The sequence below is a fragment of the Lysinibacillus sp. GW247-5R2A genome, assembly GCF_059424475.1.
Window position 1 is genome coordinate 586,933 of sequence record NZ_JBWKZL010000001.1, and the last position, 19,143, is coordinate 606,075.

19 protein-coding genes are annotated in these 19,143 nt (G+C 38.8%); 2 read left to right on the forward strand and 17 right to left on the reverse strand.

Features of this window, described 5'->3' with window-relative positions; all coding sequences use genetic code 11:
- Positions 1 to 2: 2 nt before the first annotated feature.
- The 16 genes from rnc to AC07YC_RS02975 all read right to left on the reverse strand — a co-directional run bounded on the left by rnc (position 3) and on the right by AC07YC_RS02975 (position 17,514).
- A complete protein-coding gene (gene rnc, locus AC07YC_RS02900) occupies positions 3 to 767 on the reverse strand; it encodes a ribonuclease III (RefSeq protein WP_012293239.1) in 765 nt (254 codons plus the stop codon).
- A gap of 396 nt (positions 768 to 1,163) precedes the next feature.
- Positions 1,164 to 1,400: an acyl carrier protein gene (gene acpP, locus AC07YC_RS02905; protein ID WP_008181678.1), complete on the reverse strand. Its 237-nt coding sequence runs from the start codon at positions 1,398 to 1,400 to the stop codon at positions 1,164 to 1,166.
- Positions 1,401 to 1,458: 58 nt separating this feature from the next.
- Positions 1,459 to 2,205: a 3-oxoacyl-[acyl-carrier-protein] reductase gene (gene fabG, locus AC07YC_RS02910; protein WP_336634364.1), complete on the reverse strand. Its 747-nt coding sequence runs from the start codon at positions 2,203 to 2,205 to the stop codon at positions 1,459 to 1,461.
- Positions 2,198 to 3,151: an ACP S-malonyltransferase gene (fabD, locus tag AC07YC_RS02915; RefSeq protein WP_336634365.1), complete on the reverse strand. Its 954-nt coding sequence runs from the start codon at positions 3,149 to 3,151 to the stop codon at positions 2,198 to 2,200. The genes fabG and fabD overlap by 8 nt, the downstream gene beginning before the upstream one ends.
- A gap of 18 nt (positions 3,152 to 3,169) precedes the next feature.
- A complete protein-coding gene (plsX, locus tag AC07YC_RS02920) occupies positions 3,170 to 4,162 on the reverse strand; it encodes a phosphate acyltransferase PlsX (RefSeq protein WP_336634366.1) in 993 nt (330 codons plus the stop codon).
- Positions 4,163 to 4,164: 2 nt separating this feature from the next.
- Positions 4,165 to 4,737 carry a transcription factor FapR gene (gene fapR / locus AC07YC_RS02925; RefSeq protein WP_025113910.1) on the reverse strand — a complete coding sequence of 191 codons (573 nt, stop codon included), beginning with the start codon at positions 4,735 to 4,737 and terminating at the stop codon, positions 4,165 to 4,167.
- Positions 4,738 to 4,867: 130 nt separating this feature from the next.
- Complete coding sequence (gene recG / locus AC07YC_RS02930; protein WP_336634367.1) at positions 4,868 to 6,913, reverse strand: ATP-dependent DNA helicase RecG; 2,046 nt, start codon at positions 6,911 to 6,913, stop codon at positions 4,868 to 4,870.
- Positions 6,914 to 7,074: 161 nt separating this feature from the next.
- Positions 7,075 to 8,229, reverse strand: a complete 1,155-nt coding sequence (locus AC07YC_RS02935) for a M20 metallopeptidase family protein (protein ID WP_494918320.1) — start codon at positions 8,227 to 8,229, stop codon at positions 7,075 to 7,077.
- 135 nt (positions 8,230 to 8,364) lie between these two features.
- Complete coding sequence (gene sdaAA, locus AC07YC_RS02940) at positions 8,365 to 9,273, reverse strand: L-serine ammonia-lyase, iron-sulfur-dependent, subunit alpha (RefSeq protein ID WP_008173736.1); 909 nt, start codon at positions 9,271 to 9,273, stop codon at positions 8,365 to 8,367.
- A 14-nt stretch (positions 9,274 to 9,287) separates the two neighbouring features.
- On the reverse strand, positions 9,288 to 9,950 hold the full coding sequence (gene sdaAB / locus AC07YC_RS02945; protein ID WP_036123920.1) for an L-serine ammonia-lyase, iron-sulfur-dependent subunit beta: 663 nt from the start codon (positions 9,948 to 9,950) through the stop codon (positions 9,288 to 9,290).
- A 353-nt stretch (positions 9,951 to 10,303) separates the two neighbouring features.
- Positions 10,304 to 11,953, reverse strand: coding sequence for a DAK2 domain-containing protein (locus AC07YC_RS02950; RefSeq protein WP_494918322.1), 1,650 nt, complete (start codon positions 11,951 to 11,953; stop codon positions 10,304 to 10,306).
- A gap of 18 nt (positions 11,954 to 11,971) precedes the next feature.
- The gene (locus AC07YC_RS02955) at positions 11,972 to 12,331 is read right to left on the reverse strand and encodes an Asp23/Gls24 family envelope stress response protein (RefSeq protein WP_008173742.1); all 360 of its coding nucleotides are present in this window, start codon (positions 12,329 to 12,331) and stop codon (positions 11,972 to 11,974) included.
- Between the two features lie 352 nt (positions 12,332 to 12,683).
- Positions 12,684 to 14,288, reverse strand: a complete 1,605-nt coding sequence (locus AC07YC_RS02960) for a M20/M25/M40 family metallo-hydrolase (RefSeq protein WP_494918324.1) — start codon at positions 14,286 to 14,288, stop codon at positions 12,684 to 12,686.
- A 36-nt stretch (positions 14,289 to 14,324) separates the two neighbouring features.
- Complete coding sequence (locus AC07YC_RS02965; RefSeq protein ID WP_494918325.1) at positions 14,325 to 15,752, reverse strand: amino acid permease; 1,428 nt, start codon at positions 15,750 to 15,752, stop codon at positions 14,325 to 14,327.
- Between the two features lie 111 nt (positions 15,753 to 15,863).
- Positions 15,864 to 16,625: a dimethylarginine dimethylaminohydrolase family protein gene (locus tag AC07YC_RS02970; protein ID WP_494918326.1), complete on the reverse strand. Its 762-nt coding sequence runs from the start codon at positions 16,623 to 16,625 to the stop codon at positions 15,864 to 15,866.
- A 16-nt stretch (positions 16,626 to 16,641) separates the two neighbouring features.
- A complete protein-coding gene (locus tag AC07YC_RS02975; RefSeq protein ID WP_336634374.1) occupies positions 16,642 to 17,514 on the reverse strand; it encodes a dimethylarginine dimethylaminohydrolase family protein in 873 nt (290 codons plus the stop codon).
- 282 nt (positions 17,515 to 17,796) lie between these two features.
- Here AC07YC_RS02975 and AC07YC_RS02980 point away from each other — a divergent pair, with 282 nt between their 5' ends.
- Together AC07YC_RS02980 and rpmB are read left to right on the forward strand one after the other, a co-directional pair.
- Positions 17,797 to 18,540: an IclR family transcriptional regulator gene (locus AC07YC_RS02980; protein WP_494918328.1), complete on the forward strand. Its 744-nt coding sequence runs from the start codon at positions 17,797 to 17,799 to the stop codon at positions 18,538 to 18,540.
- A 188-nt stretch (positions 18,541 to 18,728) separates the two neighbouring features.
- Positions 18,729 to 18,917 (forward strand): 50S ribosomal protein L28, encoded by a 189-nt coding sequence (gene rpmB / locus AC07YC_RS02985; protein ID WP_004227417.1) that lies wholly within the window; start codon positions 18,729 to 18,731, stop codon positions 18,915 to 18,917.
- Positions 18,918 to 19,036: 119 nt separating this feature from the next.
- Here the strand turns inward: rpmB and spoVM are convergent, their stop codons facing one another.
- Positions 19,037 to 19,138 (reverse strand): stage V sporulation protein SpoVM, encoded by a 102-nt coding sequence (spoVM, locus tag AC07YC_RS02990; RefSeq protein ID WP_099805045.1) that lies wholly within the window; start codon positions 19,136 to 19,138, stop codon positions 19,037 to 19,039.
- Between the last annotated feature and the right edge of the window lie 5 nt (positions 19,139 to 19,143).

Consider the following 19,143-nt stretch of genomic DNA (forward strand, 5'->3'; position numbering starts at 1 on the left):
TTTTAAGCCTCCTCTTTCGCAGCTTCTTCACGCATCATTCGCATCGCACATTGTGCAGCTTGCTGCTCGGCTTCTTTTTTCGATTTTCCCCGACCTATACCAAGCTCTTGTCCGTTCAGTAAGACGCTTGATACAAAGGTACGATTATGTGCAGGTCCTTTTTCATCAATGATTTCATAATGAAGAAGTCCATTATTCGTTTGCTGTACCATTTCTTGCAATTGGCTTTTAAAATCCATCACATGCGAAAAAGCACCGACTTCTACTTTTGGGAACACGATACGTTCTAAAAATGACACGACCGTTTGTAAATCCTGATCTAAATATAGGGCACCTACAAATGACTCAAACACATCTGCAAGTAGTGCTGGGCGTTCCCGTCCACCTGTTAATTCTTCACCTTTTCCAAGTAAAACAAAGCGACCAAAGCCTAGTTCATTCGCAAAAATAACTAGAGATGGTTCACAAACAATGGATGCTCGTAACTTTGTTAACTCACCCTCGCTCATATTCGGGTATTTCTCAAAAAGATATTTAGAAACAGACAGTTCAAGTACTGCGTCTCCTAAAAATTCAAGACGCTCATTATCCGTAAATAACTTACGGCGATGCTCATTCACATAAGATGAATGCGTGAATGCTTGATACAATAAATTTTTATTAATAAATGTGATATTTAATTCATGCTGTAAAAGCTCGAATTGATTGCGTACTTTTTCAGGAAGTACGCCAGATTTCTGCATAGTTCCTTTTCTTTTCATAGCCATTGAACAAATCTGCCTTCCTAATAGTTTCTACCGTTTTAGTGTACCTTTTTCAAAGCGTTTATGCAAAAGTATTTCGGCATAAACACAATATTTTGGAAAATTTTTAGAAAATTTATTTCCAAATTCAATGAAGCCTTGGCACATTTGCGTCCGAATTGATCTTCGAGAGATAAATCCACTGCATAATGGACGCAAAAAGGGGACGTTCATAGATCGTAAACCGACCTATTTCGCCCCCTTTGAATACATCTTGTCTATTAGATCTGCTTCCCTGTAAAGAAAAGCAGTAAACTATTTCTCCTTTATTCAACCAATCATCCATACCATTTGTATAATTATGTTAACCATTACACCTATAAGGGTGATAAATTTCTGCTAAATAAAGTATAAACGAAATTAGTTTATTTTACTTTCGATGTATGAAATTGCAGAACCTACTGTTGAGATTTTTTCAGCATCTTCATCAGAAATTTCCATATCGAATTCGTCTTCAAGCTCCATTACAAGCTCAACTACGTCTAATGAGTCAGCACCTAAATCATCACGGAAAGAAGCTTCAAGTGTTACTTCGCTTTCTTCAACACCTAAACGGTCCACGATTACTTTTGTTACGCGTTCTAATACTGTAGACAAATGATTCACCTCCCCTCAAATGATTATACAAAAAATTAGCGCCTATGCCTAATTCAAATTACATGACCATACCACCGTCTATATGAAGTGTTTGTCCTGTCATATAGTTAGCGTCTTCAGATGCAAGGAAAACGACTGCCTTAGCAATATCTTCCGGCTGCCCTAGTTTCGCAAGTGGGATTTGTGTTAACATCCCTTGTTTAATCTCTTCTGGTAACTGATCAGTCATTTCTGTTTCAATAAAGCCAGGTGCAATAGCGTTGACTAAAATATTACGTGACGCTAATTCCTTCGCAGTTGTTTTTGTTAACCCAATAACACCTGCTTTAGCTGCAACATAGTTTGCTTGGCCCGCATTCCCAGCTACGCCAACAATCGATGAAATATTGATAATACGACCGGCACGTTGCTTCATCATTTGACGTGTTACTGCTTTGGTACATAGGAAAACACCCTTAAGATTCGTATCTAATACATCATCCCATTCATCTTCCTTCATGCGCATAAGTAAATTATCTCTTGTAATACCAGCATTATTCACTAAAATATCAAGGGAACCAAATGTTTTCACAGCAGTATCCATTAAGGCTGTCACTTCTTCTGTTTGAGAAACGCTCGCTTGTACAGCAATTGCCTCGCCACCGCCCTCTTGAATCATAGCAACCACTTCTTCTGCTTTTGCTTGCGAGCCGCTATAGTTCACGACAACTTTTGCACCCTCGTCAGCAAGCTTTAATGCAATAGCACGACCAATTCCTCGTGAAGCTCCTGTTACAACAACTACTTTTCCTTCAAGTTTACGCATTGATTGACCACTCCTTTGACGCTTCTAAAACCGCTTCTAATGATGCCTCATCATAGACACAATACGCAGTAACAGAGCGATCGATTTTTTTCAAGAGACCACTTAATACTTTACCTGGGCCACATTCAATAAAGACATCCACACCTTGCGCAATCATTTCGCGCATAGAGGCCTCCCATTGTACAGCACTATAAACCTGTTCAACAAGCTCTTGTTGAATGGCTGGAACATCCGTTAACTCCTTCGCCATAACGTTCCCTACAACAGGAATTTGCGGAGCAGCTAAAGTAACATTCGCTAACGCTGCTTTCAACTTTTCTGAAGAAGGTCGCATTAGCTCAGAATGGAATGGACCACTTACAACTAATGGTATAGCACGCTTAGCCCCAGCTTCTTTTGCCGCACTTGATGCCTTCTCTACACCCTCTTTTGTACCTGAAATAACAATTTGCCCCGGACAATTAACATTAGCTACCTGCACAGGTTCCCCTGCTGCTGACACTTGCTCAGTTACTTCATTTAACGCTTCTAATTCCATACCTAAAATGGCTGCCATAGCACCTTGTCCAGCAGGTACAGCTTCATTCATATATAGACCACGTTTATGCACAATCTTCACTGCATCTTCAAAGGACATGACACCCGCTATGACCAATGCGCCATATTCTCCAAGAGAGTGACCTGCTGCATACTGAGGTTGAATTCCTGCTGCAATTAGCTTCTCTGCTACCATTACCCCAGTAGTAAGTAGTGCTGGCTGAGCATGATATGTTAATGTTAATTCCTCCACTGGACCTTCTAACATAAGCTTAGATAGCTCCAATTCAAGAGCTTGATCTGCACGATCATAGAAGGCTCTGCTTTCTGCAGCATTTTCAACAAACTCTTGCCCCATTCCTACTACTTGCGAACCTTGTCCTGGAAAAATAAATGCAATTTTCGTCATTTGAATAGTCCCCTTTGTCTAATCAATTTCTATGTGGCGTACTGTCTCTGTAATTGTCGAAATAACAGTATGTTCTACCATTGTGTTCGCTTGGCGGATAGCACTAAAAATCGCTTTCGCATTAGATGATCCATGCGCCTTTATAACGGGCGCTTGTAAGCCAAACAATCCAGCACCACCATATTCTGTATAGTCCATTTTATGTTTTAAGTCACGTAAATTATTTTTCATAAGGACAGCTGAGATTTTCGTTTTTGTGGAAGACATAAATGCCTCTTTTAGCATGGAAAATAATGCACCTGCCGTACCTTCAATTGACTTCAGCACCATATTTCCTGTAAAGCCATCCGTAACAACGACATCAGCTACGCCTTCAAGTAAATCACGTGCTTCTACATTACCAATAAAATTCAAATCCGCTTCCTTTAATAAATCAAAGGCTGCTTTTGTTAATTCATTTCCTTTTTTATCTTCCGTACCGATATTTAATAGGCCGATTCTAGGTTTTTGTAAGCCGCCGACTTTCTTCGCATAAATATCACCCATAATAGCATATTGCACTAAATGTTCTGGTCGGGCATCTGCATTGGCGCCTAAATCAAGCATTAAAAAGCCCTGACCATCAAGTGTTGGTAATGTCGTAGCTAAAGCTGGTCGAGCAATTCCCTCAATACGACCTACTTTAAATAAACCACCTGCCATTAAAGCACCTGTATTTCCTGCCGACAGACAAGCATCTGCTCTACCCTCATCCACTGCGTCCATCATGCGCGCCATGGAGGAATCTTTTTTTCTACGAACAGCACGTGCAGGATCGTCCGTTCCTTCAACGACTTCCTCACAATGTACGATCGTTAATCGATCATGTTGTTTTAAAAATGGCTCGAGCTTCTCTTGCTGTCCATATAATTGAATTTCTAAATTTGGAATTTGCTCTAATGCTAAGAGGGCACCTTCAATTACTGATTTTGGTGCATTGTCTCCACCCATTCCATCAAGCGCTAATTTCATTATTACTCACCTTTACCTTTCGTACGGTACATATCAAATTCACCAACAAAAACGGTTTCACCATTAACAGTAGATGTTACCTCGACTTTTGTCCGATGATTTTTATCATCTCGTCCGACAACAATCGCTTTTGTAATAACACGATTTCCAGCACGAACAGGTTTCACAAACGTAATAGTAGAATGGACTGTCAATGCTAGTTCATCGTTAATAACGGCTACCGCTAAGGAGTTTGCTTGCGCGAACAAATGATGTCCACGTGCGATGCCGTTGCGCTGGAAAACATGTTCTTCTTTCACATCAAAAATCGAAAGTGCTCGATTATCTAATTCAATATCAACAATTTCCCCGATGATTTCATCAATCGGTAGAGATTTTACTTCATTTTCATAGTTTTTTGAAGCGACGTCTTTAATACGCTCTCGTAATTCGGGTATGGATAATTCCATACGGTCTAAACGAATTGTTTGAACACTTACCTGAAACTGTGTTGCTAGCTGTTCATCTGTGACGAATGGATTTTCAGCTATCGTTTCAGATAGTAGTCGCTGTCGTTCTTTTTTTGTTCGTCTCAACATCATTCGCCACCTTTTGAGTTGTTATTAGCACTTGGTACTAATATCAGTATATAGAGGTTAAAAAAAGAATGCAAGACTTGTTTTGAAATCAAGTCCTGCATTCTCCGCATGAATTCTCATACAATTATTAATCGAAGCGCTCCCCTTGCAAAACGCCAGAATCTTCTAACATTTCCCGCAAGTATCGATAGTCGTCACCATGCCAAAAGTCTTCGGTTTCAAGCATCGTAGTAGCATCCTTTCGAGCGGTCTCAAGAATCCGGTAATCATGTACTAAATCAGCTACTTTGAAATCTGGTAGACCACTTTGCTTACGTCCAAAGAAATCCCCTGGTCCTCGCAACTCTAAGTCTTTTTCAGCTAAACGGAAGCCATCATTTGTTTCTGTCATAGACTGCATCCGCTCTTTCCCCTCGTCAGACTTAGGATCAGCCAGTAAAATACAATAGGATTGATGTTCACCTCGTCCAACACGTCCTCGTAGCTGGTGCAATTGTGCTAAACCGAAGCGTTCAGCGTCATAGACAATCATAAATGTAGCATTCGGTACATTCACTCCTACCTCAACGACTGTCGTAGAAACTAAAACCTGTATGGATCCATCACTATAAGCACGCATAACAGCATCCTTCTCATCTGCGGATAAACGTCCGTGCATTAGACCAACTTGATAGCGGCCAGTAAAATAAGTTGCTAGCTGCTCATAGATTTCAACTGCATTTTGAACATCCAGTTTATCTGATTCCTCAATCAGAGGGCAAATGGCATAGGCCTGCCTTCCAGCGGCTAGCTCTCCTTCTAGTTTGGATATAACCGATCCGAATTGTTCTTTTTTCATCCAATGGGTTTCAATCTGCTTACGCCCTGCTGGCATTTCATCAATCATCGACACATCCATTTCCCCAAACGCTGTAATGGCAAGTGTTCTCGGAATTGGAGTAGCTGTCATAAAGAGCACATCCGGGTTTTCCCCTTTATCTCTCAATATGCGACGTTGTTCAACACCAAAACGATGTTGTTCATCAGTAATAACAAAACCTAGATTTTTAAAAATAACATCAGGCTGGATTAAGGCATGTGTACCGATTACAATATCGAGCTCTCCATTTGCCAAATCTGCTAGTAAAACACGGCGCTCCTTCGTTTTGGTTGAACCAGATAATAAAGCCACACGAACGCCAAATGGTTGGAACCATTCTAGCAAGTTCTCCAAGTGTTGCTCTGCTAAAATTTCTGTTGGTGCCATTAACGCCCCTTGATAACCTGCTGATACTGCAGCGTATAGGCCTATAGCTGCCACCACTGTTTTCCCCGAACCTACATCACCTTGTAATAAGCGGTTCATTCGATGTGGCTCCTTCAAATCTTTACAAATTTCATTGACAACACGTTTCTGAGCATTGGTTAATTCATACGGTAATGCCGCGATAAATTCACGTAGCAAATGCACATCATATTGAATGACAGTTCCTTGTTCATTTTCCTTCCGTACCTTACGTAACGCCTGCATACGTAGTTGAAAATTTAATAGCTCTTCATAAGCAAAACGTCTTCTCGCTTGTTTAGCATGTTGTGCATCTAGCGGAAAATGAATACCCTCCAAGCCATCCCGTATAGGCACAAGCTTATAGGAATCCTGCAAATGTTGTGGAATGGCATCAGGCAAATTAGCGCCATAATCGTCCAATACTTGTCGCATATATTTCCGAAATCTTTTTTGTTGAATCAAACCTTTCAGGCTATAGACAGGTTCAAAGTCTACTTGATCGGTTTTAGGACCAAATGTGACCGTTGTGCCATTGATGACCTGTCTCCCACGATCCCACTTCCCCGTCACAGTAATAATAGAGCCGGGTATAAGTTTTTGTTTTAAGTAGCCTTGATTGAAAAACACCACTTTCACTAAGTGGCGGCCTGCCAAAACGGTTACCTGTAAACGTGATTTATTGCGGCCTAAAAATAAGACGGTCGGCTCACGTTCTACTTTACATTCGACTGTAACTCGTTCATTATGCGGAGTTTGTGCTAAATCCTTTAAACGAAAGTCTTCATGACGATGTGGGAACGTCCATAATAAATCAGCAATCGTGTCAATGCCTAGTGTTTCAAGATGCGCTGCTGTTTCTTTCCCAATACCTTTTAATTCGGTAACAGGATTATTTAAATCAGTCACTTATCTCTCAACTCCCTTCATTGATTCTTAACATTTTTTCTATGTAGCCTTCCTAGCTCTCTCTATCCAATGTATCATAAAATCCATTCGTTGCCGTAAATAAACAATCATCAGCAAAAACCCTACCACTAACTGATAGGGTTATGCATATGGACTGTTCATCACGCTTGATCATGCATAATAATTTCAATAAAAAGCTTAATCGCATCCGGGAATACGTCTTCATCTAAATCAAACCTCGGGTGATGATGTGGATATTTGCTTTTTTCTCCCCCCATGCCTACAAAGATAAACGCGCCAGGTTTATGTTTTAAATAGTAAGCAAAATCCTCACCACCCATTACAGGATCAACAAGCTTAAATACATTCTCCCCAAAATTTCCTCGAACAATAGACTCCACAAAGTGAGATTCCTTAAAATCATTAATAAGAGGAGGCGTCCCTAAAATAAAGTCTATTTTCCCTTGTGCACCGAAGGCACCACAAATTCCTTCTGTTAATTTCACCATCTTTGTTTGGATGGTATGGACTGTTTCAGGTGTCAATGCACGAATCGTCCCAATTAATTTTGCAGAGTCTGGAATGATGTTATAAGTCGTACCAGCTTGAATACTACCTACAGTAATAACGCCTGCCTCAATGGGATTTAAATTTCGACTGATAATACTTTGAAAAGATTGCATAACATGGCTCGCAATATAAATAGGATCCACAGTTTCATGTGGCATGGAGCCATGCCCACCATATCCTTGAATTTCTATTTCAAAATCATCGACAGAAGCCATCATAGGACCATGTGTTAAACCTATTTTCCCTTTTTCTAAGCCTTGCCATAAATGAATACCAAAAATTGCATCAACACCTTCTAGAACACCATTCTGAATTAAAAAATCTGCCCCGCTTGGTGTAATTTCCTCGGCTGATTGGAATATGAGCATCACATTCGGCTCTATCTTTTCCTTATTCATCGAAATCCACTCAGCAACTGCTAATAGGATAGCTGTATGGCCATCATGTCCACACATATGTGCTATACCTAGTCGTTGAGAGATATAGAGCTTGTCTCCTTCTTCTACTATAGGTAGAGCATCTATATCCGCTCGTAAGGCAATTGTTTTCGTACCTTTCATCCCTTCAACCATAGCTACTACACTTGGAGGATTAAAATCCAAAATGTTTATTTGAAGTTGCTCTAATCTTTTGCGAATAAATTGACATGTTTCATACTCCTGGCCTGACAGCTCTGGATATTGATGAAGATGACGTCTATCTTCTATTGCTTGTTCTGTCAAACATTTCAAATTAGTGATATCCATGAAAAAACTCCTTTAATATGCCCCTAAAACCCATCCTAATAATTTATATCTAGTACCATTCATTATACTAAAAACACACTTAATTGAACCAACATAAAAACATGCTACCTGATAAGATAGCATGTTTTTCATGTTTTATTGGATAGCTTTAATACTTTGTAATCCACCATTTTCGAGAATGGCCTTACTAATTGCTTTACCTGTTGGCGTTGCGGCTAAACCACCGCGTGCCGTCTCTTTCAGGTTTGGACTCATAGATTGTCCAATGCGATACATCGCTCCAATTACTTCATCACATGGAATTCGGCTTGTCACACCTGCAAGCGCCATATCTGCTGCTACAAGAGAGTTAGCAGCGCCCATAGCATTCCGTTTAACACATGGTACTTCCACTAAGCCTGCTACTGGATCACAAACAAGGCCAAGCATATTTTTTAACGTAATCGCAAATGCTTCTGAACATTGTTGTGGTGTTCCGCCAGCCATCTCAACGATAGCTGCCGCAGCCATACCTGCCGCTGAACCAACCTCTGCTTGGCAGCCACCTTCAGCACCTGAGATGGAAGCATTATTAGCCACAACAAAGCCAAATGCACCTGATGTAAATAAATAACGAATCATTTGCTCACGCGTTGGATTTAGTTTATTTTTTACCGCAAAAAGAGTTCCTGGTACAACCCCAGCTGAACCTGCTGTTGGCGTTGCACAAATTGTTCCCATTGCTGCATTGACTTCATTCGTTGCAACCGCTTTACTTACGGCATCTAATAATAAATCACCTGATAATGATTTTCCTTGCGCAATGTAATTTTGAAGTAATACGGCGTCCCCACCTGTTAAACCTGTAACAGATTGTACACCCTGTAAGCCGCGTTCTACCGCTTCTTCCATCACCGTTAGGTTTCGATCCATTTGTTGAATGATTTCTTCTCGTGTTCTGCCAGTTATCAACATTTCCTGTTCAATCATAATTTCTGATATTAATTTATCTTCCTGTTCTGCTCGTTCCACAAGCTCACGAACATTATGAAATAAAACGTCCATCTTGGGACACCCCCTTAGTTATTAATCTTTGATACTTTTGTAATATATGGGATTAATGAAATCTGCTGTAGTACTTTGTCTTCTATATTTTGATCGACTTCAATAACCATTAAAGCCGTTAAACCTCGTTCTATACGTGATACTTCCATATGTCCAATATTAACTTCGTGCATCGCTAAGCAATTGGCTACGTTCGCTATGCAGCCAGCACGGTCATCATGTACAACAAGAATTGCTGGCATGCCACCTGTTAAACGCAATTTAAAGCCATTTACTTCACTTACTTCAATTTTACCGCCACCAATAGAAATACCGACGACTGACATTTCACCTTCATCGTCTCCAATAACTAGACGTGCTGTATTTGGATGCTCCGTATTAGCTGTTTCTGGAATAAATTCATATTCCAAACCTGCATTTTCTGCCTCTTCAAATGCCGTTTTAATACGTTCATCAAATGTATCGTAGTTCAATAAGCCTCCAACGATTGCAACATCTGTCCCATGCCCTCTATACGTTTCTGCGAACGAACCATATAAATGAATTTTCGCCCATTTAGGTTGTCTACCAAATAAATCCCTTGCAACTCGTCCGATACGAGCTGCCCCTGCCGTATGAGAGGAGGAAGGCCCAATCATGACTGGCCCAATAATATCAAAAACCGAAGTAAATTTCATACAAACACCCCTCTATTCTATTCCTATAATAATATTTATATTTACTTATATCATGCTTGATAGTTACCACAAAAGTAAAGTATTTAATTTGTCAGCTTTCAGAAAATTACCACTACTATAATTTGTAGCCAATCGAGATATGTTATACATTGTCCATACCGTGTGCACATATAATGAAAACCGTTGATATTCCAATATTTCCAATTTTTTATATCCTCTACATACGTACATTCAACTATGAATAGTACGTATGTTTCCGACTAAATATAGATAATACTCTCTTTGTAGCATAAACAAAAGCAGTACACATTTTGTGCACTGCTTTCTTTACGGAATAGCAAAGTAGCATGTAATTATTCTACCGAAATAATATATGGGTATAACCCTTGTTTTCCATCAAATAATTCAACCTCTACGTCTGGATAGTTCTTCTCAATGAATGCTACTAACTCTGTAGCATCTTGTTCAGTTGTATCCTCTCCATAAATAACCGTTACAATTTCAGCATCCTCATCAACTAAATCACCGATTACTTTTTCAGCTGCATCTTTTAAAGCTGGTGTAGAAAGGACAATTTTCCCTTCTGCTAACGCCATAAAATCATCTTTATGGATTTCAACACCATCAATAGATGTATCACGCACAGCATAAGTTACCTGACCCGTCTTTACATTTGCAAATGCATCCGTCATTGTCTTTTTATTTAAGTCTACAGCCGCTTCAGGATTAAACGCTAAAATCGCAGCCATACCTTGCGGAATTGTCTTCGTTGGGACAACTGCTGCTTCAATTTCTAAAAGCTCAACAGCTTGCTCTGCAGCCATCACTATATTTTTATTATTAGGTAGAATTAAAACTTTTTCTGCACCAATTTCTTGTACTGCTTTAACGATATCTTCTGTTGAAGGGTTCATCGTTTGACCACCTTCAATGACATAAGATGCACCGATCGAACGCAATAATCCTGCAACACCCTCACCCATCGCAATGGTCACAATAGCATAGGGATGTTTTTCTAATTTTTTCGTTGTCGTAGGTGCCTTATGTTCTTCACCGACGATAGCTGAATGTTGTTCACGCATATTATCGACTTTTATTTTCATAAGACTACCATATTTTTGTCCAATTGATAAAACAGAGCCTGGTTGCTCAGAATGGATATGAACCTTGGCAATTTCTTCATCTGAAATAACCAGTAATGAATCACCTAAAGGACTCAATTCTTGACGGAATTGCTCCTCATTAAATGGCTCTTTCCCATCTTCTAAACGCACCATTATTTCTGTACAATAGCCAAATTCAATATCTTCAGTATTCATAAAGTCTTGAGCTCTATGATGCTCTGCATTGATTAAATCATCTAATGTCGCATCATTTTTCTCTGGCAGAGGCTCTCCTTTTAAAGAAGCTAAAAATCCTTCATATACAAACAATAAGCCTTGGCCACCACTATCGACAACCCCTACCTCTTTTAAAACAGGTAGTAAATCCGGTGTTCGATCTAGCGATGCCTTTGCCTCTGCAGTAAAAGCTTCCATAACCGCAATGATATCGGTTTCAGTTTCTGCCACTTCTACGCCTTTTTTCGCTGCTTCTCGAGCAACCGTTAAAATAGTTCCTTCGACAGGCTTCATAACGGCTTTATATGCTGTATCTACCCCAGCTTGGAAGGCACCTGCAAAGCCTTTGGCATCAATTGTTGCTTCTTTTTCAATGAATTTTCCAAATCCACGGAATAATTGTGATAGGATTACACCTGAATTTCCACGAGCACCCATTAATAAACCTTTTGATAAGGCCTGTGCCGTTTTACCAATATGCTCTGAAGCATAAAGCTCCGTTTCCTTTGCACCAGATGTCATCGATAAGTTCATATTTGTCCCTGTGTCACCATCCGGTACCGGGAAAACATTTAATGAATCTACATAATTTGCATTTTGGAATAGGTGATGCGCACCCATTTGTACCATTTCTGCAAACTTTATACCGTCTAAAGACTGCATTCGATTTAGTTCCTCCTCTTAATTCGCTACACGAACGCCCTGTACAAAGATATTGACAGATTTTACGCTCATACCCAATGTTTTATCTACTGTATATTTCACTTTCGACTGTACTTGGTAAGCAACTTCCGAAATTTTTGTCCCGTAACTAACAATAATGTACATATCAATATGTAAATCGTCGTCTTGTTGTCGAATCACAACACCTTTTGCGAAGTTTTCTTTACGTAAAATATCAGTTAGACCATCACGAATTTGATGTTTAGATGCCATGCCAACAATCCCGTAGCATTCTACAGCAGCACCACCAGCAATTTGTGCAAGTACATCTGTTGAAATATCAATTTGGCCGAATTCACTGTTTAATTCAATTGACATAGAAATGCCCCCTTGGCTCTTTTTGACTAAACTATATTGTAACACTTTCGTTGTAATTTAAGCAACCTAAGGGGGTAAAGAAAGGCTATGTAGCAACGTTTTGTGACTTTAAATCGACGTATTTACAAATTCATCAAAAATGGCGTTCTTACAATAAAATTTATTTCCGCCTAATTGATTTATGACGTATAACGCTCGGTCAGCAAGCTTATAGCCTATTTATATATGCCTTTACCTCAAAATCTTACTAGGACACATGCCTATATGGCCTCTCTTTATTTAGCTTAAACAAAGCAGTCCATTCTAGATATAAAAAAAGTTGATACTATGAAAGCATCAACTTTATATTGCATTAAATTAAACTTTTTATAAGGGTTTCGATCATAACTGGCATTTCTTTAAAGGCACTATCCACATGTAATCTTTCTGTTTTTTGATGCGCATCCTTACCAAATGGTCCTACATTTAAGACTGGCCCTTGTAAAGCGGTCATTTCTTTAAATGGAATACTATACGTATCTCCCCATACAGGTGTATTGCGTTCGAAGGCTAACCATTCATCTGATTCATCTGTATAGTTCACATAGCTTAAATCACAAATACCATTAAAATAATGGATTTGTTCCACCTCAACATCGAATGCTTGCGCCGTTTTCTTCATTAATTCAATCGATTTTATAATAAGGGGATGATTGGATGAATTAATAGCCGGGTAATAAGGTGGAGCATATAACAGGACAGTAGCTGGTGCTAATTCCTGACAACGTATCATAAGCTGATCAACGATGCGTATTGACTTTTCACGATCATCCCACGTACTATGCTGAAGAACTTGAGATTTGATAGAATCGACTTCGGAAGCACCTAGTTTTTGGATGGCATGTTCTAAGAGCGCCTCATATCGCAATACTTTGACTGTCCCAACACCTTGTACTTTTTCTCGTTTGCAAATTTCCATATACTGTTCGTTACAGGCCGTCATTGCTTCGCATGCCACCTGTTCAAATATATCCATCACTTCTGCTGCTGTACGTTTTAATAAAAATACATTGTACAGAGCCGCAGCACGATAGGGTGTTTGTGTAGAATATTCCATTTTCAAATCTTTTAGCTGTAAAGAGACTGGAAGTGGTGTACTCTCTCCTAAATCCGTTTCGCGGAAAAGAGGATTCCACTCCATATGCTGCGTCATATAAGAAGCAATGAAATTTGCTGTCATTCCCTTTAAAGGCTCACCGACATGTGTTTCCTTCCCATAAAACAGTGCGGCGGGCATTATCTTACCAATGGTGCCTGAATAAATGTATTCATTCGTATCAGATGGTCCTTGTGAAAAAGACGGTTCACTATTTAAAAATAATTGATACGTTAAATCGTACTGTTCTCGTATTCTTACAAGCTCCACTACAGCAGCCCTCATTCCCGCTGAATTTACTTCTTCATCGGGAACCGCCGTTAAAATCAGATTGATTGGCCATTGCTCGAAGCTTGCCTTTTCAATTAGCTGCATGTGTAATGCCAATCCCATTTTCATATCCATTGTGCCACGACCAAACAAATAATTGCCTGATTCCAAATCCAATCTAGCAGCTTCTGGTAAATCCTTTTTGTACTTAGGCTCCATAAGCTTTTTAGTCAATTCCTCCGGGAAAACAGCTAGAGGCTCTAACTCTCCATATTCTTCAGTATGCACTGTATCAAAGTGACTAATTAGCACTATTGTGTCGGTTGCTGCAGGATGTTTATATAGTGCCGTTACAGCGTTTCTTCCTAAACCTGCCTCATGCAATTCAATCAACTCAGGATGCTTTTTGAAATATGGAAGCGCCATCAATTTATTTTTCAATTTATAGGCAAATTCATTTTCACCCTCAGTCAATGTTCTACTGTCCCAGCTGACAATTTCGCATAGTAGTGCTCGCAGTTTTTCTGGTGTATTCCACATATAATTATCCATAAAAAATCTCCTTTAAATCTCATTCGTTTAAGGTTCTTAACGAATATGTAATGACTCTTCATTTTTGGTATCTGTAGTAGCCATAGGTGCTTTTTTTAATTTCAATCGATAAAAAATCATACAAGCCATAAAGAATCCAATGCCATACAATAGCCCGATTCTTTGGGTTGGATCAAATGCTAAAAAGATCAAAATTACTAAACAAAAGAAAATACAGAATATCGGTATTAATGGAAATAAAGGAGTTTTAAATTTTAAATCTGCTAAATTTCCACCCGACTTAATATAACGATAGCGGAACATTAATTGAGAAGCACAAATCCCCATCCATGAAATCGTGACAGATATTCCTGCAATCGACATTAATAAAACAAATACCGCATCTGCTTCCATCACACTTGTTAGTAATGATAAGAGTGAGAAAACCATTGTAAAGATCAGTGCATTTAGTGGCACTTTATTTTTAGTAAGACGACCAAATAATTTTGGTGCCATTCCCTCATGAGACATGGAGAACAATAAACGAGTTGACGCATATAAACATGAATTACCAACGGATAGAATCGCGGTTAAAATAACAAAATTCATGATACCAGCTGCATAGGGAACACCCGCCAAATTCATCAACGTGACAAATGGACTTTCCATTAGGCCAAGCTCTGATGATGGGAAAATGGCTGATAATACAATAATAGAAGCAATATAAAAAACAATAATTCTAAAAAGTATTGTCCGGATAGCTCTTGGAATATTTTTTTCGGGGTTTTCGGTTTCACCAGCTGCAATTCCCACAAGCTCTGACCCTTGATATGAGAAAATAACATTCATCATCGTGACAAAAATAATGGTAATACCTGCTGGGAATAAACCAGTCGGTGCTAAATTTGTGAGATGTGGTGTTGGACGATCTGCTAACGGAATCAATCCAAAAATAGCCGCCCCACCGATTATAATAAAGGCAATAACTGCGACTACTTTAATACTCGCAAACCAAAATTCTGCTTCGGCAAACCCCTTTGTAGTTAAAGCATTTAAGACAAATAAAAGAACCATAAATACAGCACACCATATCCAAATAGGTATATCTGGAAACCAATGCTGCATTAAAATCCCGGCAGCTGTAAACTCAACACCCGCTGTCGCTGCTGAACCGACAAAGTACATCCAGCCTAATGAAAAGCCGGCTGAAGGGCTAATAAAACGTGTAGCATATGTTTGAAAGGAACCAGTAACAGGCATGTAAACAGCTAACTCCCCTAGACAGTTCATTACCATAAATAAAATTAACCCACCAAATAAATAACCAATCAGTGCTCCACCTGGACCCGCTTGGTTAATGGTAAAGCCTACATTTAAAAATAACCCTGTTCCGATAACCCCCCCAAGAGAAAGCATTAATAAGTGACGACTTTTCATTGAACGGTTTAATTGTTGATTGTGAACTTGATCCCCTTTATCCAACATTTATCCATTCCTCCCATATAATGTGAATATATTGAATATTCTGATATATAAATAACAAAAGCACCCAACCAATTTATCATTTTTAAATTGATTGGGTTCAAGTAGTTTTACTTAAAAACGTAATGATAAGCAGCTTAAGCCACCATCATGTTTTCTAAATTCGGACATTTCAAGTTCAATCGTTTGATAACCTAGATCGAGTAATTTACGATTTGTGTCCGGGTATCCTGCTGGAATAATAATATAATCATTGACTTGAATACAGTTAGCAGAATATTCATCTTCCTTTGGAATAATAACTTTTTCATAGGATTCAAATGCCGGATGATCTACAAACTCACCAGCTAGCACCATACGATTGTCTCCTACATAAGCAATACCCGTTTTTAAATGGAAGAATTCTTTTAATGGGATAATCGTCGCCTCATATCCCTCTTGTTCAACGATTTCCTTAAATTGTTGTGCCCCTTCTTCATTTGTACGATCTGAAATTCCTACATAAAATTTCTTTTCAGCCTGTAATACGTCCCCTCCATCAAGCGTTCCCGATCCTTTTATATAATAAATTTTATCGTAGAATTGCTTTACAGCAGGTTCGATTTCTTCAATTTCTCGGTTACGGGCAGCAGCTCCTGGATTTGAAATAATAGCAAATTCTGGTGTTAAAACGGCCGTATCCTCTACAAATGTTGAATCAGGAAATGCTTCATTCGCTGGTAATTGTGTTACTTCAACCCCACACTTTTTTAAAGCTTCGACATACTTGTCATGCTGCTCGTATAATTTCTCTAAAATCGGCTTTCCTAAATCACTAGTCGTTAAACCGTTTACAAAACTATTTCCTGGATTTTTAACAATAACATTTTTAAACATATTCTTTTCTCTCCTTTTATGCTCTTATTACAGGACAAGTCAGACATGTAGGCCCGCCTGTTCCTAATACAGAAATTTGATGACCTTTATATTCAAATACCGTTGCACCTGCTTCGATTAGTTGCTGTTTTGTGACCGTGTTTCCTTCAGGAATCACACAAACTCTAGGTGCAAGCGCTAACACATTACAGCCCAGTGTATCGTATTCATCCTTTGGCACTTCCACTAACTGAATACCTCTTTCCACTAGTAGTTGGCGGAAAAATACAGGCATTAAACGGGAATGTACAACTGCTAAATCCTTATCAACCATACTAATGAAAGACATAAGATGTAAGCATTCAGCTTCACCTAAATCATGTGGTAGCTGTACCACTATAAATTCATCTACCATTTCAGCTGTCATTTCTTTTAGCTGACGAATGGCCTCATCATTTGTTCGATAACCTCTCCCAACAGCAAGTGTTCGATCATCTAACCAAACAATATCTCCACCATCTGCCACTGCATCTCCAGTGAGTTCTCCGATTATGGAAATACCCTTGTCCTTTAAAAATTCTTTGTAGATGGAAGCTTCTGGCTGTCTTAATTTTTTTCCAGACTTTAATAGAATGGCACCCTTGGGCGTAAACTTGACTGGATCATGAGCATAAAGTGAGTCCAACCCTACCTCATCTGAAAGTGGTAGATAATCAATTGTGTCCACATACTTTTTAAGAATCTCAATAAATTCTGCATATTCCTTTAATGCTTCTTCAAAGTTGGGCTCAGATAGGTAGTTAAAAGTTTTCCATTCATCACTAAGATGCCTCTGACTTCGGAAGGCATCTTTTGGATGCTTTACTATTACGTGTTTTAAAGGTGTATACATCGACGAGCAATAATGCATTCCCTTCACTCCTTTTCCGTGTAGTGGAAAACGTTTCCGTTTAGAGGAAAGTTTATATGAAAAATATATGCGTTTTATGCTATACTGTCAATATATTTAGAAAACTTTTATTTTTCATTTTCTTTTCAAACTACTCTCAGTAAGTCCTGTTGAATTATGTCTGAATTTTACTAAAAGGTTATTCACTTTCTTTTTGTATTCAATGAACTCATGTCTCAGTAAGATTGGAACTAGACGTAGATAGAGAATAAAAATAAAATAGGAGAAAAGGAGGTAGGACAAATGCAATTATTAGAGCGGGCTATGACTATTGCGAAGGTTTTAGCTTCTGAAGCAAATGACAGTAGCTTGTCCATTTCGGAGCTTTCAACAAAATGTGATTTACCTCTAAGTACTTTACATAGAATTTTAAAAGCGATGATTAATCAAGGAATGATTGAGCAAGATGAACAAACTAAACATTATCGACTCGGGACCATTTGGATGGAACTCGGTTTGCAAGTCTATGATACGATGGATTATATTAGCAAAATCCGACCAGAGCTAGAGCGATTAGCAAGAGATGTTGAAGAAAGTGTCTATTTAAGTAAGCCAGCAGGTTTAGACACGATTATTATTGAAAGAATAGATAGCGCTGCCAATCCAATTCGGATTTATGACCAGTTGGGTATTCGTATACCACTACATATTGGAGCAGCCAATAAAGCCATTCTCGCCTCTATGTCTGACGCACAATCGAAAGAAATAATAAAACAGCTAGTAACGCAAGATGAAATGCCTGAACTAGAGGAGCAACTTCGTCAAATTCAACAACAAGGCTATGCGATTAGTCACGGAGAACGAACGGCTGGTACTTCCTCCATTGCCGTTTCCGTTTTAGATGGTTTTGGTGAAGTATTAGGAGCAGTAAGCATCGGTTTTGTCAGCTTTAATGTTTCTCCAGAGCACATTGAAACACTCATTGAACGTTTGGTGAATACCGGAAAACGCATCTCACTGAAACTTGGTTATCGAGAAAAAGATTAGAAGAATTGATTCCTTCAAAGAAAATCTATTTTTTGTTCATCAATTTTGCCTGTAAAGGTTTTTTTCTTGAAAGGTTATGTGAAAACTGTTGCACTGAACGCCATCGTATGTTAAATTATTATGGTATGTGAAATACCGAACTGAAATATAATAATCTTTCAGCATCAACAGTAAGGAGGGAATACAACATGCCAAAACAATGTGTAATCACTGGACGTAAAGCTCGTACTGGTAACAACCGTTCCCACGCTATGAACGCTAACAAACGTACTTGGGGTGCTAACCTTCAAAAAGTTCGTATCTTAGTTGACGGTAAACCAAAACGTGTATGGGTTTCTGCTCGTGCATTAAAATCAGGTAAAATCGAGCGCGTTTAATCGACGCTTCTAAAAAATCGATTTCGCTTTGAGCGTAAATCGATTTTTTTCTTTGGTTATAGAATGATTACTGCAATAAAAATCTACATATAGCAAAGAATGAAAAAATCCGACTACTATTAGTCGGATTTTTTTACTTTCTTATCTTTTTTAAATAGGTTAATACACGTGCGCGTAATACTACTAACGAATTTCGGCAATTGGAACGTATATACTTTCAGGACTC